Source organism: Cupriavidus sp. 207A1, from assembly GCF_057798955.1.
In genome coordinates, this window is the sequence record NZ_JBYOJO010000003.1 from 211,344 (window position 1) to 229,925 (window position 18,582).

Below are 18,582 nucleotides of genomic sequence, written 5' to 3' on the forward strand. Positions count from 1 at the left end.
GCCCGGCGCCGCGAGGGACGTTTGGTTGGCACGCTTTCTGCTAACATCCGTCGTCCTTTCGCGGCGAGGCCAGTCAGGCGCGGCAACATGCAGCGGCGCCGCTGGCGACAGTCCCAAGAATTGGCTTTCACAGACATTTGCCGAATACCCAGGAGATTGGCATGGCCCACAGCGTTGCAGACGTGATGAAGCTGGTGAAGGAAAACGACGTCAAGTTCGTCGATTTCCGCTTCACCGATACCAAAGGCAAGGAGCAACACGTGTCCGTGCCCGTGTCGCACTTCGATGAAGACAAGTTCGAGAGCGGCCACGCTTTCGACGGCTCGTCGATCGCCGGCTGGAAGGGTATCGAAGCTTCGGACATGCTGCTGATGCCCGATTCGAACACGGCCCACATCGACCCGTTCTACGAAGAGCCGACGCTGGTGCTGTCGTGCGACGTGATCGAGCCGTCGGACGGCAAGGGCTACGACCGCGATCCGCGTTCCATCGCCAAGCGCGCCGAAGCCTACCTGAAGAGCACCGGCCTGGGCGACACCGCCTTCTTCGGCCCGGAGCCCGAGTTCTTCATCTTCGACGGCGTGACCTGGAACGTCGACATGCAAGGCTGCTTCGTCAAGATCCATTCCGAAGAAGCCCCGTGGTCGTCGGCCAAGGAATTCGAGCACGGCAACAGCGGCCACCGTCCGGGCAAGAAGGGCGGCTACTTCCCGGTCGCCCCGATCGACACCTTCCAGGACATGCGTTCGGAAATGTGCCTGATCCTGGAATCGCTGGGCATCCCCGTTGAAGTCCACCACCACGAAGTGGCGGGCCAGGGCCAGAACGAAATCGGCACCAGGTTCAGCACCCTGGTGCAGCGCGCCGACTGGACCCAGCTGCAGAAGTACGTGATCCAGAACGTGGCCCACACCTACGGCAAGACCGCCACGTTCATGCCGAAGCCCATCGTCGGCGACAACGGCTCGGGCATGCACGTGCACCAGTCGGTGTGGAAGGACGGCCAGAACCTGTTCGCGGGCAACGGCTACGCCGGCCTGTCGGAATTCGCGCTGTACTACATCGGCGGCATCATCAAGCACGCCCGCGCCCTGAACGCCATCACCAACCCGGGCACGAACTCGTACAAGCGCCTGGTGCCGGGCTTCGAGGCTCCGGTCAAGCTGGCCTACTCGGCCCGCAACCGTTCGGCTTCGATCCGCATCCCGTATGTGGCCAATCCGAAGGGCCGCCGCATCGAGACCCGCTTCCCGGATCCGCTGATGAACCCGTACCTGGGCTTCTCGGCGCTGCTGATGGCCGGCCTGGATGGCGTGATGAACAAGATCCACCCGGGCGAAGCCGCCGACAAGAACCTGTATGACCTGCCGCCGGAAGAGGACGCAAAGATCCCGACCGTGTGCTCGAGCCTGGACCAGGCGCTCGAGTACCTGGACAACGACCGCGAGTTCCTGACCCGCGGCGGCGTGTTCTCGAACTCGATGATCGATGCCTACATCGAACTGAAGATGGAAGAAGTCACGCGTTTCCGCATGACCACGCACCCGGTCGAGTTCGAGATGTACTACTCGCTGTAAGCAGCCCGTGCCCGGCCATGACGCAGGTTGTGACCGGGCAACAGTTGCACCACAAGGGGGCGGCTTCGGCTGTCCCTTTTTGCTTTGCTCGCTAGAATGGGGAATCCGATTCTGTCCCGATCCATTCCCGTTCTAACCTGACGCCATGCCCATGGATGCCTTTTCCCGCACGGCCCGCCGGACTCATGCCATGCCTCGTTCCGTGCACCAAAGCCGACGCCGATTCCCCGTTCTGGTGAGCGCCGCGGCGCTGGCGCTGGGCGTGTGGGCCGCGCCGTCGCTGGCGCAGTCCTCGGATGTCTATGTCTGCACCGGGCCCAATGGCGTGCCGGAGTACCGCAACGGCAATGCCGGCAAGGGCTGCAAGAAGCTGAACTTGCCCGAGGTCGTGACCGTGCCGGGCGGGCGCATTGCCGCACCGGCCAAGAGTGCCGGCAGCAGCGCCACGACCGCCGCCAGCACCGGTTTCCCGCGCGTGGACAGCGCCACCCAGCGCAGCCGCGACAGCGAGCGTCGCACCGTGCTGACCCAGGAGCTGCAGGCCGAGGAGGCCAAGCTGCAGGGGCTGCGCGCCGAATACAACAACGGCCAGCCGGAGCGCCAGGGCAACGAGCGCAACTACCAGAAATACCTCGACCGCACCGCCGCGCTGCGCGACGACATTGCCCGCAGCGAGGCCAACGCGGCGTCGCTGCGGCGCGAGCTCGGCAACCTGAAGGACTAGTCTTATGCGTCGCCTGATTCGCGGAGTGTCACGCAAGGCCGGCAGTGCCGATGGCGCGCGGGCCGAGCCGCCCGCGGCGAACCCGGCATCGTCCGAAACCGGCGCGCGCGTGCTCAGCATCGGCGCGGCGGCGTTCCATGCCGGCCTGGATGTGGTCGCCAACCCGGTGCTGCTGGTGCGCCAGCCGGGGCTGCGCGTGGTCTACGCGAATCCGGCCGCCGAGGCCACCTTCGGCGTGTCGCGCAAGGGCATGGTCGAACTGACGCTGCCGGACCTGTTCGGCAAATCGGATGAGTTGCACAACATGCTCGACACCGTGGTCACGCGGCAGTTCGACGTGCGCCGGCAGGACCTGATCCTGCATCCGCCGCTACAGGACCCGCTCCATGTGCACGTGGTGATCGCCGCGCTCGAGGCGGTCGGCGACACCGTGGTGGTCGAGATCCTGCCCAACGAGCAGAAGGTGCGCAGCGACCGCGAGGAACGCATCCTGGACCTGACCTCGGCCAACAAGGAGCTGATCCGCAACCTCGCCCACGAGATCAAGAACCCGCTGGGCGGCATCCGCGGCGCGGCGCAGCTGCTGGAGTTCGAGCTGCCGGAGCGCTCGCTGCGCGAGTACACGCAGGTCATCATCAAGGAGTCGGACCGGCTGCAGACGCTGGTGGACCGGCTGCTGGAGCCGCACCGGCATCCGCATATCGTATCGAGCCTGAATATCCACGAGGTGCTCGAGCGCGTGCGCTCGGTGGTGCTGGCCGAGTTTCCCAACGGGCTGGAGATCGTGCGCGACTACGACGCCAGCCTGCCCGAGCTGCAGGGCGACATGGAGCAGCTGATCCAGGCCGTGCTCAACATCGTCCACAACGCCGCGCAGGCGCTGGCCGACCGCATCGCGCGCGGCGACGCGCAGATCGTGCTGCGCACGCGCATCGCGCGCCAGGTCACCATCGCCAAGCGCCTGTTCAAGCTGGCATTGGACTTGCATGTGATCGACAACGGCCCGGGCATCCCCGAAGACATCCGCGAGCGCATCTTCTATCCGCTGGTATCGGGCAGGGATGGCGGCAGCGGACTGGGTCTCACACTCGCTCAAACCTTCGTGCAGCAGCACGAGGGCTTGATCGAATGCGAGAGCAGGCCGGGCTGTACCGACTTCCGTATCCTGCTGCCGCTGCACTAGCCTTTGCCGGCGTCCGCAAGCGCGTGCACCGACGTGGCCAGGGCATGCGGAAGACCAACTGACACCGAGCAGACAAGCGACGCACATGAAGCCGATCTGGATAGTCGACGACGATCAATCAATCCGCTGGGTCCTGGAAAAGGCCCTCGCCCGTGAAAGCCTGCTCTCGCGCAGCTTCACCAATGTGCGGGACGCGCTGGCCGCGCTGGAGGAAGACCAGCCGCAGGTGCTGATCTCGGATATCCGCATGCCCGGCGGTTCCGGCCTCGACCTGCTGCAGGCGATCAAGGCGCGGCACCCGGGCCTGCCGGTCATCGTGATGACGGCGTACTCCGACCTGGACAGCGCGGTGGCAGCGTTCCAGGGCGGCGCCTTCGAATACCTGGCCAAGCCCTTCGATGTCGACAAGGCGGTCGAGCTGATCCGCCGCGCGCTGGAAGAAAGCCTGCGCGAAGAAGAAATGGACGACCGCCTGCTCGACGCGCCCGAGATCCTCGGCCAGGCACCGGCGATGCAGGACGTGTTCCGCGCCATCGGCCGGCTGTCGCAATCCAACGTGACGGTGATGATCACCGGCGAGTCCGGCACCGGCAAGGAACTGGTGGCGCGCGCGCTGCATAAGCACAGCCCGCGCGCCAACGGCCCGTTCATCGCGCTCAATACCGCGGCCATTCCGAAGGATCTGCTCGAATCCGAACTGTTCGGCCACGAGCGCGGCGCCTTCACCGGCGCGCAGACCATGCGCCGCGGCCGCTTCGAGCAGGCCGAGGGCGGCACGCTGTTCCTCGATGAAATCGGCGACATGCCGTTCGACCTGCAGACCCGCCTGCTGCGCGTGCTGTCCGACGGCAATTTCTATCGCGTCGGCGGCCACAACCCCTTGCGTGCCAATGTGCGCGTGATTGCCGCCACGCACCAGAACCTGGAGCTGCGCGTCAAGGAAGGGCTGTTCCGCGAGGACTTGTTCCACCGCCTGAACGTGATCCGGCTGCGCCTGCCGCCGCTGCGCGAGCGGCCCGAGGACATCACGCTGCTGGCGCGCCATTTCCTGCAGAAGAGCGCCAAGGAGCTTGGCGTCGAGCCCAAGCGCATGTCGGACGAGGCACTGGCCTATGTCAGCACGCTGCCGTTCCCGGGCAACGTGCGCCAGCTGGAAAACCTCTGCAACTGGCTCACCGTGATGGCGCCGGCGCAGACCATCGAGGTCAAGGACCTGCCGCGCGAGATGCTGGAAGCGGGCACCAGCGAGCCGGTCAATGCGCCGCGGCCGGAGCGCGCGCCCGACCTGCGCGTGGCCGAGTATGAAGGCGCCCAGGAACTGGCCGACTATGGCGGGTTTGCGGTGCCGGTGGCCGAGGCCGACACGGCCACGGTGGTCCGCCCCGCGCCGGCCGCAGCGGTGGCCCAGGCGCCGGTGCAGGCACCGGCGGCGGCCGGATGGGAAAGCCTGCTTGCCGCCGAGGCGCGCGCCATGCTGGAAGCCGGCCAGCCCGAAGTGATGGACCTGCTGACGCGCCGGTTCGAAAAGGCGGTGCTGGAAGCCGCGCTGGGCGTTACCCGCGGCCGCCGCGTCGAAGCCGCGACCCGGCTCGGGATCGGGCGCAACACCATCACGCGCAAGCTGCAGGAGCTGGGCTTCGACTGAGCCACCACGGTGCGCACAAGGCAAAGAAGAAAAACGGCCGGGATTATTCCCGGCCGTTTTTTCTTTTGCGGGGCCGGGTTCAGCCGCGCGCCTCGATCAGCCGCCGCGCCATCTCCGCAAAACCCTCGCCACCCGCGGCGGTGGTGATGTAAGCCGGCGGCACCGGCAGCTGCGGCAGGATATCGCGCACGTTGGCCACCCCCACCGACAGCGGGAAATGCGCAAACATCGAGGCATCGTTGGCCGAGTCGCCGATAAACAGCCACTGGTCGCGCCGTGCATCGACGTCCTCGCCCAGCAGCTCGGCCACGCACAGCTTGCTCATCGACAGCTTGTCATGCCGGCCGAACCAGCCGTTGACATGGATGGAACTGACGGTGGCGGTCATGCCGGCCTCGCGCATCAGCGCAGCAATGCGCGCGACGGCGTCCTCGGGCAGCGGCACCACGTCCTCGGCATGGTCTATGGCCAGGTCGGCGGCGTGCCAGGCCTGGTCGGAAGCCAGCGCGCAGCCGGGCACCTCGCGCACGATGCGCTGACCCAATGCGTGGATGCGCTCGAGGTTGCGCGCGCGCGTCTCTGCGTCGTCGAGGAAGCGGGTCTGCAGCCGGCCGTTGTGCAGGTGCGAATAGAACGCGCCGTTCTCGCCGATGATCGCATCGACCGGCCATAGCCGCGTCAGGATCTCGGCCCACGCGATGCAGCGCCCGGTCACCGGGATCACGTGCAGGCCGGCCCGGCGCAGGCCGTCGAGGGCCAGGTAGGTCGAGGCCGGCAGCCGCCCGTCGGTGGTCAGGGTGCCGTCGATGTCGGTCAGCACGCCGCGCACGTTGCGCAGCGCCGTATTAGAGAGCTTGTTCAGGGATTGCATGGCGGGCCATTGTAACCGTGGATCTGCGGCCAAATTCGTTTATTGCACTGCAAAAAGCAGTCAGACGGCCATACTGGTGAATCTGCTGATTTGCTTGCGCAGGTGCGACGGGCGTAACATGCCGCTGTCACAAAAAAATCACATGCTGTCGGATTTTCAACCGACTGCAACAGACAGACCCAAGGAGAGCCTCGATGTCCGTATCCCGTACCGTGCTCCAACTCGCCGCGCTGGCCGCCCTGACCGGGGCCGGCAGCGCGCACGCCGCTGTTGAAATCCAGTGGTGGCACGCCATGCAGGGCGCGCTGAACGACAAGGTGAACGAAATCGCCAACAAGTTCAACGCCAGCCAGTCCGAATACAAGGTGGTGCCGGTCAACAAGGGCAATTACGACGAGACCATGGCGGCGGGCATCGCCGCCTTCCGCGCCGGCGGCGCGCCGGCGATCCTGCAGGTGTTCGAGGTCGGCACCGCCACCATGATGAGCGCCAAGGGCGCGATCAAGCCGGTGTCGACCGTGATGAAGGACGCCGGCGAGAAGTTCGACCAGAAGGCTTACATCCCGGCCGTGGCGGGCTACTACACCTCGTCCAAGGGCGAGATGCTGTCGTTCCCGTTCAACAGCTCGACCACGGTGTTCTACTACAACAAGGACGCCTTCAAGAAGGCCGGCCTGGATCCGGAAAAGCCGCCCAAGACCTGGCCCGAGGTGATGCAGTATTCGGCCAAGCTCAAGGCCTCCGGCACCAACTGCGCCTACACCACCGACTGGCAGGGCTGGGTCCACCTGGAGAGCTTCTCGGCCTGGCACAACACGCTGTACGCCACCAAGAACAACGGCTTCGGCGGCACCGACACGCGCCTGGTCTTCAACAGCCCGCTGCACGTCAAGCACGTCACCAACCTGCAGGACATGGTGAAGAAGGGCTACTTCAGCTATGGCGGGCGCAAGGCCGAATCGCAGGCCAAGTTCTACAACGGCGAATGCGCCATGTTCACCGGCTCGTCGGCGTCGCTGGCCAATATCCGCAAGAACGCCAAGTTCGCGTTCGCGGTGGCGCAGCTGCCGTACTATCCGGACGTGCAGGGCGCGCCGCAGAACACCATCATCGGCGGCGCGTCGCTGTGGGTGATGGGCGGCAAGAAGCCTGAAGAGTACAAGGGCGTCGCCAAGTTCTTCAATTACCTGTCGCGCCCCGAGATCCAGTCTGACTGGCACCAGGCCACCGGCTACCTGCCGGTGACGATGGCTGCCTACGAGGCCACCAAGAAGTCGGGCTACTACGACAAGAACCCCGGCGCCGACGTCTCGGTGCAGCAGATGGTGGTCAAGACCACCGACAAGTCGCGCGGCGTGCGCCTGGGCAATATGGTGCAGATCCGCACCGTGGTCGACGAGGAGCTGGAAGCCGTCTGGGCCGGCAAGAAGGAGCCCAAGGCAGCGCTTGACTCCGCCGTGGCGCGTGGCAACGACCTGCTGGAGCGCTTCCAGAAGACCGCGCGCGAATAAGGCACCGCCTTGCCAGCAGGCTGACGTGACAGGCGGGCGGCGGCGAAACCTCCGCCCGCTTGCTTTGTGGCCGGCCCCGATCGGGGCCGCCCGCCGCTTTGTACCTACTCCGTACCTAGTCCGATGCCGCCATCCGCGGCATCCGCCGGAATCCGTTCATGGAAAAACGCGTCGTGTTCCGTTCGCCGTGGCTGCCGTATCTGCTGGTGTTGCCGCAGATCGCGATCACGCTGATCTTCTTTTTCCTGCCCGCCGGGCAGGCCCTGTACCAGTCGATGCTGCAGCAGGATGCCTTCGGCATCAACCTGGAGTTCGTCGGCCTGGACAACTTCCGCATGCTGTGGAACGACCCGCTCTATGTCGAGTCATTCCAGGTCACCGCCATCTTTGCCGTGGGCGTGACCGTGGTCGGCCTGACCACCGCGCTGGCGCTGGCCTATTTTGCCGACCGCGTGATCCGCGGCGCGGTGGGCTACAAGACTCTGCTGATCTGGCCATATGCGGTGGCGCCGGCGGTGGCGGGCGTGCTGTGGATGTTCATGTTCAACCCGACCCTGGGCGTGGTGTCGTTTGCGCTGCGCAAGCTCGGCGTCGAATGGAACTTCCTGCTCAACGGCAACCAGGCCCTGCTGCTGGTGGTGCTGGCCGCGGCCTGGAAGCAGATCAGCTACAACTTCCTGTTCTTCCTGGCCGGGCTGCAGAGCATCCCGCGCTCGCTGATCGAGGCCGCCGCCATCGACGGCGCGGGCCCTTGGCGCCGCTTCTGGTCGATCGTGTTCCCGCTGCTGTCGCCGACCACCTTCTTCCTGATGGTGATCAACGTGGTCTACGCGTTCTTCGATACCTTCGCCATCATCGACGCGGTCACGCACGGCGGGCCGTTCAATTCGACCAACACGCTGGTGTACAAGGTCTTCCATGACGGCTTCCGCGGCATGGACATCGGCGGCTCGGCCGCGCAGTCGGTGGTGCTGATGGTGATCGTGATCGCGCTGACCGTGGTGCAGTTCCGCTACGTGGAACGCAAGGTCCAGTACTGACGGAGACAGCCCATGGTAGAACGTCGTCCCTTTCTCGATTTCCTGACCCACGCGGTGCTGATCCTCGGCATCGTCATCGTGGTGTTCCCGGTGTACCTCACCTTCGTCGCCTCGACGCTGACCGCCGAAGAGGTGCTCGACGCGCCGATGACGCTGATCCCCGGCAGCCACCTGATCGACAACTATCGCACCGTGCTGTTCCAGGGCGTGGGCGAGGCCGCGTCGCCGGTCTCGACCATGATGAAGAACAGCCTGATCATGGCGCTCGGCATCGCGCTGGGAAAGATCGCGATCTCGATCATCTCGGCCTTTGCCATCGTCTATTTCAAGTTCCCGCTGCGCAAGACCTTCTTCTGGCTGATCTTCATCACGCTGATGCTGCCGGTCGAGGTGCGCATCCTGCCGACCTACAAGGTGGTATCGGATCTGGGGCTGCTCGACAGCTACTTCGGGCTGACGATTCCGATCATCGCGTCGGCGACGGCGACCTTCCTGTTCCGCCAGTTCTTCCTGACCATTCCCGATGAGCTGGCCGAAGCCGCGCGCATCGACGGCGCCGGGCCGCTGCGCTTTTTCTGGGACGTGGTGCTGCCGCTGTCGCGCACCAGCATCGCCGCGCTGTTCGTGATCCAGTTCATCTACGGCTGGAACCAGTACCTGTGGCCGCTGCTGATCACCACGCAGAAGTCGATGACGCCGGTGGTGGTGGGCGTGACGCAGATGATCTCGCGCTCGGGCGATGCCGCCACCGACTGGAACCTGGTGATGGCCACGGTGATGCTGGCCATGATCCCGCCCGCGGTGGTGGTGGTGCTGATGCAGAAGTGGTTCGTCAAGGGCCTGGTCGAAACCGAGAAATAAGCGGAACACAATGGCAAAACTGTCACTACGCAACGTTCAGAAAACTTACGCCGGCGGCGCCCAGGTCGTGCATGGCATCGACATGGAAATCGCCGACGGCGAGTTCATCGTCATCGTCGGGCCCTCGGGCTGCGGCAAGTCCACGCTGCTGCGCATGGTGGCCGGGCTGGAAACCATCACCGGCGGCGAGATCGATATCGGCGACAAGGTGGTCAACCAGCTGGAGCCGGCCGAGCGCGACATCGCCATGGTGTTCCAGAACTACGCGCTCTATCCGCATATGAGCGTGTACGACAACATGGCCTACGGCCTCAAGATCCGCGGCATGGGCAAGGCCGAGATCGCGCAGCGCGTCAACCACGCCGCCGGCATTCTCGAGCTCGCGCCGCTGCTCGAGCGCAAGCCGCGCCAGCTTTCCGGCGGGCAGCGCCAGCGCGTCGCCATGGGGCGCGCCATCGTGCGCGAGCCGGCGGTATTCCTGTTCGACGAGCCGCTGTCCAACCTCGACGCCAAGCTGCGCGTGCAGATGCGGCTGGAACTGAAGGAATTGCACCGGCGCCTGGGCACCACCAGCCTCTATGTGACGCACGACCAGGTCGAGGCGATGACGCTGGCCGACCGCATGATGGTGCTCAATGCCGGCCGGGTCGAGCAGATCGGTACGCCGCTGGAAGTCTATGCGCGGCCGGCCAGCACCTTCGTGGCCGGCTTTATCGGCTCGCCGCCGATGAACCTGATCCCGGTGGCGCGTAACGCCGGCGGCAACACCAACGCGCAGATGCGCGTGGTGGCGAAGGAGGGCGAAGCCGCCAATGCCACGCTCGGTCACCTGCCGATGGGGCTGCACCTGCCGGAGCAGGCGCTGCTGGGTCTGCGGCCGGAGCATATCGAGCCGTGCGCCGCGCATGAGGCGATTGCCGAAGTCGATGTGCGCGTGGTCGAGGCGCTGGGCGCGGATTCCTTCGCCTACGGTTCGCTCGGCGGACAGGCCGTGGTGGTGCGGCTGGACAGTCATGCGCGCGTGCGCGCCGGTGACCGCCTGCCGGTGACTTCGTCGGCCGAGCACCTGCATTTCTTTGCGCCGGACACCGGCAAGCGCATCGAGGCCTGACATGACCACCGCAACCGACAACGCCTGGCGCTATCCCAGCCACATCGCGCACCGCGGCGCCGGCAAGCTGGCGCCGGAGAACACGCTGGCCGCGTTCCGACACGGCGCGGGCTTTGGCTACCGCATGTTCGAGTTCGACGTGAAGCTGTCGGCCGACGGCAAGCCGGTGCTGATGCACGACGCCACCCTTGACCGCACCACCAGCGGCCAGGGCAGGGTCGATGCGCTGACGCTGGGCGAACTGGCGTTGCTCGACGCCGGCAGCTGGCACGGCCCGGCCTTCGCCGGCGAGCCGGTGCCGACGCTGGCGGCGATCGCGCGCTACACCCGCGCCAACGGCTTCCTGGTCAATATCGAGATCAAGCCCATGCCCGGCGCCGAGGCGCGCACCGGCGCCGCGGTGGCGCTCGACGCCCAGTCGCTGTGGGCTGGCGCCGAGGTGCCGCCGCTGCTGTCCTCGTTTTCGGAAGAAGCGCTTGCCGCCGCGGCGCGTGTTGCACCCGGCCTTCCGCGCGCGCTGCTGCTGGACCAGCTGCCCGGCGACTGGCTGGAGCGGGTGCGCCGGCTCGGCTGCGTCGCGCTCGATGCAAACCACCGCGAGTTGGATGCCGCCGTGATTGCCGCCGCACATGCGGCCGGCCTGCGCGTGCTCGCCTACACCGTCAACGATCCGGCGCGGGCGGCGCAGTTGCTGGAATGGGGGCTCGATGGGGTGATCACCGACGCAGTCGACCAGATCGTCCCCTGATTCAAATTGTTGTGCGGCTGTTGCGAATTCGCTGAACGCGGTTGGAATTGTCGCGCGACTGTGTTTCGTATCGCGAAAAGTCCACATTGATCAAACGCAATCCGTGCTATCCTTACCGGCGTGAAGACTTAAGGTCCTTCCCCGCACAACTTGCCCTTTCGCGCCTTGTGAGGCGGCCATCGCATGCGGCACCCTGGTGGTGCCGTTTGCGTAAGTGCCTCCACAGGCTCCCAAGAGTTGTTTGCGATCCGCTAACCGGTCAAGCCGTGTCGCGGAAGGTTGAATAACCCGCTGAACTCCGGCAGACCCGGAGAAAAGTGAGCGTCCCATGATGCAGCAGTATCAGAGCAATTCGTACCTCTTCGGCGGTAACGCCCCCTATGTCGAAGAACTGTACGAAGCCTACCTCCAGAACCCCGCCTCGGTTCCCGACAATTGGCGCGCGTACTTCGACGCCATGCAGAACGTTCCCGCCGTCGACGGCTCGAACGGCCGGGATATCGCCCACGCTCCCATCGTTGCCTCGTTCGCCGAGCGCGCCAAGCAAGGTCCCATCCGCACCATCGTTGCATCGGCCGATTCCGACATGGGCCGCAAGCGCGTCGCTGCCACGCAGCTGATCGCCGCCTACCGCAACATCGGTTCGCACTGGGCCGACCTGGACCCGCTCAAGCGCCAGGAGCGTCCGCCCCTGCCGGATCTGGACCCCGCCTTCTACGGTTTTTCCGAAGCCGATCTCGATATCGTCTTCAACGCCAGCAATACCTACTTCGGCAAGGAGTCGATGAGCCTGCGCGAGCTGCTCAACAACCTGCGCGAAACGTACTGCGGCACCATCGGCTTCGAATTCATGTACGTGAGCGACCAGGCGCAGAAGCGCTGGTGGCAGGAGCGCCTGGAAACCACGCGTTCCAAGCCGGTGTTCACGCTGGAAAAGAAGAAGCACATCCTGGACCGCCTGACCGCGGCTGAGGGCCTGGAGCGCTTCCTGCACACCAAGTACGTCGGCCAGAAGCGCTTCTCGCTCGAAGGTGGCGAAAGCTTCATCGCCGCCATGGACGAGCTGATCCAGCACGCCGGCAGCAAGGGCGTGCAGGAAATCGTGATCGGCATGGCCCACCGCGGCCGCCTGAACGTGCTGGTGAACACCCTGGGCAAGATGCCCGCCGACCTGTTCGCCGAATTCGAAGGCAAGCACGTCGACGACCTGCCGGCCGGTGACGTCAAGTACCACAAGGGCTTCTCGAGCGATGTCTCGACCGAAGGCGGCCCCGTCCACCTGTCGCTGGCGTTCAACCCGTCGCACCTGGAAATCGTCAACCCGGTGGTCGAAGGCTCGGCCAAGGCCCGCCAGGAACGCCGCGGCGAAGTCGGCCACAAGGAAGTGCTGCCGGTGCAGGTGCACGGCGACGCCGCCTTTGCCGGCCAGGGCGTGGTGATGGAAACGCTGAACCTCGCGCAGACCCGCGGCTACGGCACGGGCGGCTCGATGCACATCGTCATCAACAACCAGATCGGCTTCACCACCTCCGACCCGCGCGACGCCCGTTCGACGCTGTATTGCACGGACGTGGTCAAGATGATCGAGGCCCCGGTGCTGCACGTGAACGGCGACGACCCCGAAGCCGTGGTGTACGCCATGCAGCTGGCGGTGGACTTCCGCATGGAGTTCAAGAAGGATGTCGTGGTCGACATCATCTGCTTCCGCAAGCTGGGTCACAACGAGCAGGACACCCCCGCGGTCACGCAGCCGCTGATGTACAAGAAGATCGCCCAGCACCCCGGCACGCGCAAGCTGTACGCCGACAAGCTGGCCGCGCAAAACCTCGTCCCGGCCGATTTCGGCGACGAGAAGGTCAAGGAATACCGCGCCGCGATGGACGCCGGCAAGCACACCGCCGATCCGGTGCTGTCGAACTTCAAGAACAAGTTCGCCGTCGACTGGATGCCGTTCCTGAACCGCAAGTGGACCGACGCCGCCGACACCGCCGTGCCGGTGACGGAACTGAAGCGCCTGGCCGAACGCATCACCACTACGCCCGAGACGCTGAAGCTGCACCCGCTGGTGGAGAAGGTCGTCAAGGACCGCGCCAACATGGGCCGCGGCGACCAGCCGCTTGACTGGGGCATGGGTGAGCACCTGGCCTTCGCCTCGCTGGTGTCGTCGGGCTACCCGGTGCGCATCACCGGCCAGGACGCCGGCCGCGGCACCTTCACCCACCGCCACGCCGTGCTGCACGACCAGAACCGCGAGCGCTGGGATGCCGGCAGCTACGTGCCGCTGCAGAACGTGTCGGAAAACCAGGCACCGTTCACGGTGATCGACTCGGTGCTGTCCGAAGAAGCCGTGCTTGGCTTCGAGTACGGCTACTCTGCCGCCGAGCCGAACGCGCTGGTGATCTGGGAAGCCCAGTTCGGCGACTTCGTCAACGGCGCCCAGGTGGTGATCGACCAGTTCATCTCGTCGGGTGAAGTGAAGTGGGGCCGTGCCTCGGGCCTGACGCTGATGCTGCCGCACGGCTACGAAGGCCAGGGTCCGGAACACAGCTCGGCGCGCATCGAGCGCTTCCTGCAGCTGTGCGCGGATCACAACATGCAGGTCTGCCAGCCGACCACGCCGGCCCAGATCTTCCACCTGCTGCGCCGCCAGATGATTCGCCTGTTCCGCAAGCCGCTGGTGATCATGACGCCGAAGTCGCTGCTGCGTAACAAGGATGCGGTGTCGCCGCTGTCCGACCTGGCCAAGGGCCATTTCGAGACCGTCATCGGCGACCACGAAGAACTGAACGCCAGCAAGGTCAAGCGCGTCATCATGTGCTCGGGCAAGGTGTACTACGACCTGGTCAACACCCGCAAGGAACGCGAGGCCAACGACACCGCGATCATCCGCCTGGAACAGCTGTACCCGTTCCCGCACAAGGCGCTGGCCGCGGAACTGAAGAAGTACCCGAACGCCAACGAGATCCTGTGGTGCCAGGACGAGCCGCAGAACCAGGGCGCCTGGTTCTTCGTGCAGCACTACATCATGGAAAACATGACGGACGGCCAGAAGCTCGGTTATGCCGGTCGCCCCGCTTCGGCTTCGCCGGCGGTGGGCTACTACGCAAAGCACAACGAGCAACAGAAGGCGCTGCTGGACGCGGCCTTCGGCAAGCTCAAGGGCTTTGTTCTGACCAAGTAATCAGTCGGCAGCCACGGCGGCGCGCGCAGGCGCCCCGTGGCCTCGCCAGCATCAAGACAACACGCATAACACGAGGAATTCACCACCATGGCTATCGTTGACGTCAAGGTTCCGCAACTCTCCGAATCGGTCGCCGAAGCGACCATGCTCAACTGGAAGAAGAAGCCAGGCGAAGCCGTTGCCCAGGACGAGATCCTGATCGAAATCGAAACCGACAAGGTCGTGCTGGAAGTGCCGGCCCCGTCGGCAGGTGTGCTGTCGCAGATCGTCAAGAACGACGGCGACACCGTGGTGGCCGATGAAATCATCGCCAAGATCGACACCGAAGCCACCGCTGGCGCCGCCGCCCCGGCCGCCGCCGCTCCGGCTCCTGCCGCCGCCGCGCCGGCCCCGGCCGCTGCCGCCGCTCCGGCCGCCGCCGGTGCCGTGGCCATGCCGTCGGCCGCCAAGCTGATGGCCGAAGCCGGCCTGTCGGCTGGCCAGGTTGCCGGCACCGGCAAGGACGGCCGCATCACCAAGGGCGACGCGATTGCCGCCGCCGCTCCGGCCGCCAAGGCAGCGCCGGCTCCGGCCGCGGCCAAGCCGGCCCTGCAGCAGGTTTCGGCCCCGGTCGACTTCGCCGCCCTGGGCGACCGCCCGGAAGAGCGCGTGCCGATGAGCCGCCTGCGTGCCCGCATCGCCGAGCGCCTGCTGCAGTCGCAAGCCACCAACGCCATCCTCACCACCTTCAATGAAGTGAACATGAAGCCGGTGATGGACCTGCGCAACAAGTACAAGGACCGCTTCGAGAAGGAGCACGGCGTGAAGCTGGGCTTCATGTCGTTCTTCGTCAAGGCCGCGGTGCACGCGCTGAAGAAGTTCCCGCTGATCAACGCCTCGATCGACGGCAACGACATCGTCTACCACGGCTACTTCGACATCGGTATCGCCGTCGGTTCGCCGCGTGGCCTGGTGGTGCCGATCCTGCGCAACGCCGACCAGATGAGCCTGGCCGACATCGAGAAGAAGATCGCCGAGTTCGGCGTCAAGGCCCGTGACGGCAAGCTGTCGCTGGAAGAGCTGAGCGGCGGCACCTTCTCGATCTCCAACGGCGGCGTGTTCGGCTCGATGCTGTCGACCCCGATCATCAACCCGCCGCAGTCGGCCATCCTGGGCGTGCACGCCACCAAGGACCGCCCGGTGGTGGAAGACGGCCAGATCGTGATCCGTCCGATGAACTACCTGGCCATGTCCTACGACCACCGCATCATCGACGGCCGCGAAGCCGTGCTGGGCCTGGTCGCCATGAAGGACGCACTGGAAGATCCGGCGCGCCTGCTGCTGGACCTGTAACAGCCGGTCCCTCCGCGCACGCCAGTGCGTGCGCGGGGAGCGCGCTCCCGTGATCACGGCGCGCCGGCACGCGTTGCAGCCGGCGCCCAACAAGGAATTTCCATGAGCAAACAATTCGACGTGCTGGTGATCGGCGCCGGCCCCGGCGGCTATATCGCCGCCATCCGTGCCGGCCAGCTGGGCCTGAACGTGGCCTGCTGCGAAGGCAATGCATATGACGATCCCAAGGGCGAAGCCCGCCTGGGCGGCACCTGCCTGAACGTGGGCTGCATCCCCTCCAAGGCGCTGCTGGCTTCCTCGGAAGAGTTCGAGAACGTCCAGCACCACCTGGGCGACCACGGCATCACCGTGGGCGACGTCAAGGTCGACGTGGCCAAGATGCTCAAGCGCAAGGACGATATCGTCGGCAAGATGACCAAGGGCATCGAGTTCCTGTTCCGCAAGAACAAGGTGACGCTGCTCAAGGGCTACGGCAAGTTCGTCGGCAAGAGTGCCGAAGGCTTCCAGGTCGAGATCGCCGGTGAAGTGGTGACCGCCAAGCAGGTCATCATCGCCACCGGTTCGAAGGCCCGCCACCTGCCCGGCATCACCGTCGACAACGACCTGGTCAGCGATAACGAAGGCGCGCTCAAGTTCCCCGCAGTGCCGAAGAAGCTGGGCGTGATCGGCGCCGGCGTGATCGGCCTGGAGCTGGGTTCGGTGTGGCGCCGCCTGGGTTCGGACGTGACCGTGCTGGAAGCGCTGCCCGCCTTCCTGGGCGCCGCCGACGAAGGCGTGGCCAAGGAAGCGCAGAAGCAGCTGACCAAGCAGGGCCTGAAGTTCAGCCTGGGCGTGAAGGTGGACGAAGTCACCACCGGCAAGAAGGGCGTGACGGTCAAGTACACCGACAAGGATGGCGCCTCCCAGACGCTGGAAGTCGATCGCCTGATCGTGTCGGTCGGGCGCGTGCCGAATACCGACAACCTGGGCCTGGACGCAGTCGGCCTGGCGGTCGACCAGCGCGGCTTTATCGAGGTGGACGACCATTGCGCCACCAAGGTGCCGGGCCTGTGGGCCATCGGCGACGTGGTGCGCGGCCCGATGCTGGCGCACAAGGCCGAGGACGAGGGCGTGGCCGTGGCCGAGCGCATCGCCGGCCAGAAGCCGCATATCGACTACAACTGCGTACCGTGGGTGATCTACACCTTCCCGGAAATCGCATGGGTAGGCAAGACCGAAGCCCAGCTCAAGGCCGAAGGCCGCGAGTACAAGGCTGGCCAGTTCCCGTTCATGGCCAACGGCCGTGCGCTGGGCATGGGCCACGCCGACGGCTTCGTCAAGATGCTGGCGGATGCCAAGACCGACGAGATCCTGGGCGTGCACATCGTTGCCGCCAACGCCTCGGACCTGATCGCCGAAGCCGTGGTGGCGATGGAGTTCAAGGCCGCCAGCGAGGATATCGGCCGCGTCTGCCATCCGCACCCGTCGATGTCGGAAGTCATGCGCGAAGCCGCGCTGGCCGTCGACAAGCGTCAACTCAATATGTAAGGCGCATGTCCGCCGCTGCCTGAGTACCGGCGCGCCGTCCTGCGGCGCGCCGTTTTCACTTGCGGCCCGTGCCGCGTGAGCCCCGAGCATGAACGTCACCGAGTACTACGAGAAGGAACTGAAGGAGCGCGGCTACCAGTCCGACGAGGCCCAGCTGCGCGCCGTGGCCCGGCTGCAGCAGTGCTACGACGAATGGGTCGCCTACAAGGGGCGCCGCAACAACGCGCTGAAAAAGCTGCTGGTGCGCCCCGATGTGCCGCAGGGCGTCTATATGTGGGGCGGGGTGGGGCGCGGCAAGTCGTTCCTGATGGACAGCTTTTATACCTGCGTGCCGGTGGTGCGCAAGACGCGGCTGCATTTCCATGAATTCATGCGCGAGGTGCACCGCCAGCTGGAAGAGCTGCGCGGCCGTCCCGACCCGCTCGACGAACTGGCCAGGCGCATCGCGCGCCGTTTCCGCCTGATCTGCTTCGACGAATTCCATGTCAGCGACGTCGCCGACGCGATGATCCTGCATCGCCTGCTGCAGCAGCTGTTCGACAACGGCGTGCAGTTCGTGATGACCTCCAACTACCGGCCCGACCTGCTGTACACCGATGGATTGCACCGCGACCGCGTGCTGCCCGCCATCGCGCTGCTGCAGCAGAAGCTGGACGTGCTCAATGTCGATGCCGGCATCGACTACCGCAAGCGCGCGCTGGAACAGGTGCAGGCCTACCACACCCCGCTGGACGCCAAGGCCAACTCGGCGCTGCGGGATGCCTTCACTTCGATTGCCGGCGTCGCCGACGAGTCGCCGCTGCTGCATATCGAGCATCGCGAGCTGCGCTCGCTGCGCAAGGCCAACGGGGTGGTGTGGTTCGACTTTGCCACGCTGTGCGGCGGCCCGCGCTCGCAGAACGACTACCTGGAACTGGCCTCGCAGTTCCATACGGTGATCCTGTCCGACGTGCCGCGCATGACGCCGCGGATGTCGTCCGAGGCACGCCGCTTCACCTGGCTGATCGACGTCTTCTACGACCACAAGGTCAAGCTGCTGATGTCGGCGGAAGTGCCGGCCGACGAACTCTATACCGAAGGCCAGATGGCCAACGAATTCCATCGCACTGTGTCGCGCATCATCGAGATGCAGTCGCGCGAGTACCTGGAATCCGAGCGCCGCACCATGGATACGACGCTCACCTGACCGTGTTCCAGGCCCGGGGCGACGTACCCGGGCCGCCTTGATCTATATCAAGTTGAAATCGGGGGCCGGCCTATATCCTCGACGG

At 65.6% G+C, this 18,582-nt stretch carries 14 protein-coding genes; 13 read left to right on the forward strand and 1 reads right to left on the reverse strand.

Features of this window, described 5'->3' with window-relative positions:
• Positions 1–161 precede the first annotated feature (161 nt).
• From AC3FMM_RS06610 to ntrC, 4 genes are all read left to right on the forward strand, one after another.
• Entirely contained in the window at positions 162–1,577 is a 1,416-nt protein-coding gene (locus AC3FMM_RS06610) for a 3-hydroxylaminophenol mutase (RefSeq protein WP_115709963.1), read from the forward strand.
• A gap of 151 nt (positions 1,578–1,728) precedes the next feature.
• Positions 1,729–2,301, forward strand: coding sequence for a DUF4124 domain-containing protein (locus AC3FMM_RS06615; protein ID WP_115680506.1), 573 nt, complete (start codon positions 1,729–1,731; stop codon positions 2,299–2,301).
• 4 nt (positions 2,302–2,305) lie between these two features.
• Complete coding sequence (gene glnL / locus AC3FMM_RS06620; RefSeq protein ID WP_115709961.1) at positions 2,306–3,484, forward strand: nitrogen regulation protein NR(II); 1,179 nt, start codon at positions 2,306–2,308, stop codon at positions 3,482–3,484.
• Positions 3,485–3,569: 85 nt separating this feature from the next.
• Entirely contained in the window at positions 3,570–5,129 is a 1,560-nt protein-coding gene (gene ntrC, locus AC3FMM_RS06625; RefSeq protein WP_116312730.1) for a nitrogen regulation protein NR(I), read from the forward strand.
• Between the two features lie 79 nt (positions 5,130–5,208).
• On the opposite strand, the gene AC3FMM_RS06630 is transcribed toward ntrC, so the two are convergent.
• Complete coding sequence (locus tag AC3FMM_RS06630) at positions 5,209–6,000, reverse strand: HAD-IIB family hydrolase (protein WP_326346955.1); 792 nt, start codon at positions 5,998–6,000, stop codon at positions 5,209–5,211.
• 194 nt (positions 6,001–6,194) lie between these two features.
• Between AC3FMM_RS06630 and ugpB the strand changes: the two genes are divergently transcribed.
• From ugpB to zapE, 9 genes are all read left to right on the forward strand, one after another.
• Positions 6,195–7,511, forward strand: a complete 1,317-nt coding sequence (gene ugpB / locus AC3FMM_RS06635) for a sn-glycerol-3-phosphate ABC transporter substrate-binding protein UgpB (protein ID WP_115703631.1) — start codon at positions 6,195–6,197, stop codon at positions 7,509–7,511.
• A gap of 158 nt (positions 7,512–7,669) precedes the next feature.
• On the forward strand, positions 7,670–8,551 hold the full coding sequence (ugpA, locus tag AC3FMM_RS06640) for a sn-glycerol-3-phosphate ABC transporter permease UgpA (protein WP_062800547.1): 882 nt from the start codon (positions 7,670–7,672) through the stop codon (positions 8,549–8,551).
• Positions 8,552–8,563: 12 nt separating this feature from the next.
• Positions 8,564–9,412, forward strand: coding sequence for a sn-glycerol-3-phosphate ABC transporter permease UgpE (gene ugpE, locus AC3FMM_RS06645; RefSeq protein ID WP_092309164.1), 849 nt, complete (start codon positions 8,564–8,566; stop codon positions 9,410–9,412).
• Positions 9,413–9,422: 10 nt separating this feature from the next.
• The gene (locus AC3FMM_RS06650; RefSeq protein WP_115709955.1) at positions 9,423–10,523 is read left to right on the forward strand and encodes a sn-glycerol-3-phosphate import ATP-binding protein UgpC; all 1,101 of its coding nucleotides are present in this window, start codon (positions 9,423–9,425) and stop codon (positions 10,521–10,523) included.
• Between the two features lies 1 nt (position 10,524).
• Complete coding sequence (ugpQ, locus tag AC3FMM_RS06655) at positions 10,525–11,271, forward strand: glycerophosphodiester phosphodiesterase (protein ID WP_488686315.1); 747 nt, start codon at positions 10,525–10,527, stop codon at positions 11,269–11,271.
• 328 nt (positions 11,272–11,599) lie between these two features.
• Complete coding sequence (locus AC3FMM_RS06660; protein ID WP_115709951.1) at positions 11,600–14,452, forward strand: 2-oxoglutarate dehydrogenase E1 component; 2,853 nt, start codon at positions 11,600–11,602, stop codon at positions 14,450–14,452.
• Positions 14,453–14,539: 87 nt separating this feature from the next.
• A complete protein-coding gene (odhB, locus tag AC3FMM_RS06665) occupies positions 14,540–15,784 on the forward strand; it encodes a 2-oxoglutarate dehydrogenase complex dihydrolipoyllysine-residue succinyltransferase (protein WP_116312726.1) in 1,245 nt (414 codons plus the stop codon).
• Between the two features lie 102 nt (positions 15,785–15,886).
• Positions 15,887–17,311: a dihydrolipoyl dehydrogenase gene (gene lpdA / locus AC3FMM_RS06670; RefSeq protein WP_115709947.1), complete on the forward strand. Its 1,425-nt coding sequence runs from the start codon at positions 15,887–15,889 to the stop codon at positions 17,309–17,311.
• Positions 17,312–17,399: 88 nt separating this feature from the next.
• Positions 17,400–18,497, forward strand: a complete 1,098-nt coding sequence (gene zapE, locus AC3FMM_RS06675; RefSeq protein WP_115680496.1) for a cell division protein ZapE — start codon at positions 17,400–17,402, stop codon at positions 18,495–18,497.
• Positions 18,498–18,582: the final 85 nt, after the last annotated feature.

Coding starts and splice junctions, on each gene's coding strand:
- lpdA (WP_115709947.1), top strand. CDS start 15,887: ATGAGCAAACAATTCGACGTGCTGGTGATCGGCGCCGGCCCCGGCGGC.
- AC3FMM_RS06615 (WP_115680506.1), top strand. CDS start 1,729: ATGGATGCCTTTTCCCGCACGGCCCGCCGGACTCATGCCATGCCTCGT.
- ugpQ (WP_488686315.1), top strand. CDS start 10,525: ATGACCACCGCAACCGACAACGCCTGGCGCTATCCCAGCCACATCGCG.
- ugpE (WP_092309164.1), top strand. CDS start 8,564: ATGGTAGAACGTCGTCCCTTTCTCGATTTCCTGACCCACGCGGTGCTG.
- glnL (WP_115709961.1), top strand. CDS start 2,306: ATGCGTCGCCTGATTCGCGGAGTGTCACGCAAGGCCGGCAGTGCCGAT.
- AC3FMM_RS06610 (WP_115709963.1), top strand. CDS start 162: ATGGCCCACAGCGTTGCAGACGTGATGAAGCTGGTGAAGGAAAACGAC.
- ntrC (WP_116312730.1), top strand. CDS start 3,570: ATGAAGCCGATCTGGATAGTCGACGACGATCAATCAATCCGCTGGGTC.
- AC3FMM_RS06660 (WP_115709951.1), top strand. CDS start 11,600: ATGATGCAGCAGTATCAGAGCAATTCGTACCTCTTCGGCGGTAACGCC.
- AC3FMM_RS06630 (WP_326346955.1), bottom strand. CDS start 6,000: ATGCAATCCCTGAACAAGCTCTCTAATACGGCGCTGCGCAACGTGCGC.
- zapE (WP_115680496.1), top strand. CDS start 17,400: ATGAACGTCACCGAGTACTACGAGAAGGAACTGAAGGAGCGCGGCTAC.
- odhB (WP_116312726.1), top strand. CDS start 14,540: ATGGCTATCGTTGACGTCAAGGTTCCGCAACTCTCCGAATCGGTCGCC.
- ugpA (WP_062800547.1), top strand. CDS start 7,670: ATGGAAAAACGCGTCGTGTTCCGTTCGCCGTGGCTGCCGTATCTGCTG.
- AC3FMM_RS06650 (WP_115709955.1), top strand. CDS start 9,423: ATGGCAAAACTGTCACTACGCAACGTTCAGAAAACTTACGCCGGCGGC.
- ugpB (WP_115703631.1), top strand. CDS start 6,195: ATGTCCGTATCCCGTACCGTGCTCCAACTCGCCGCGCTGGCCGCCCTG.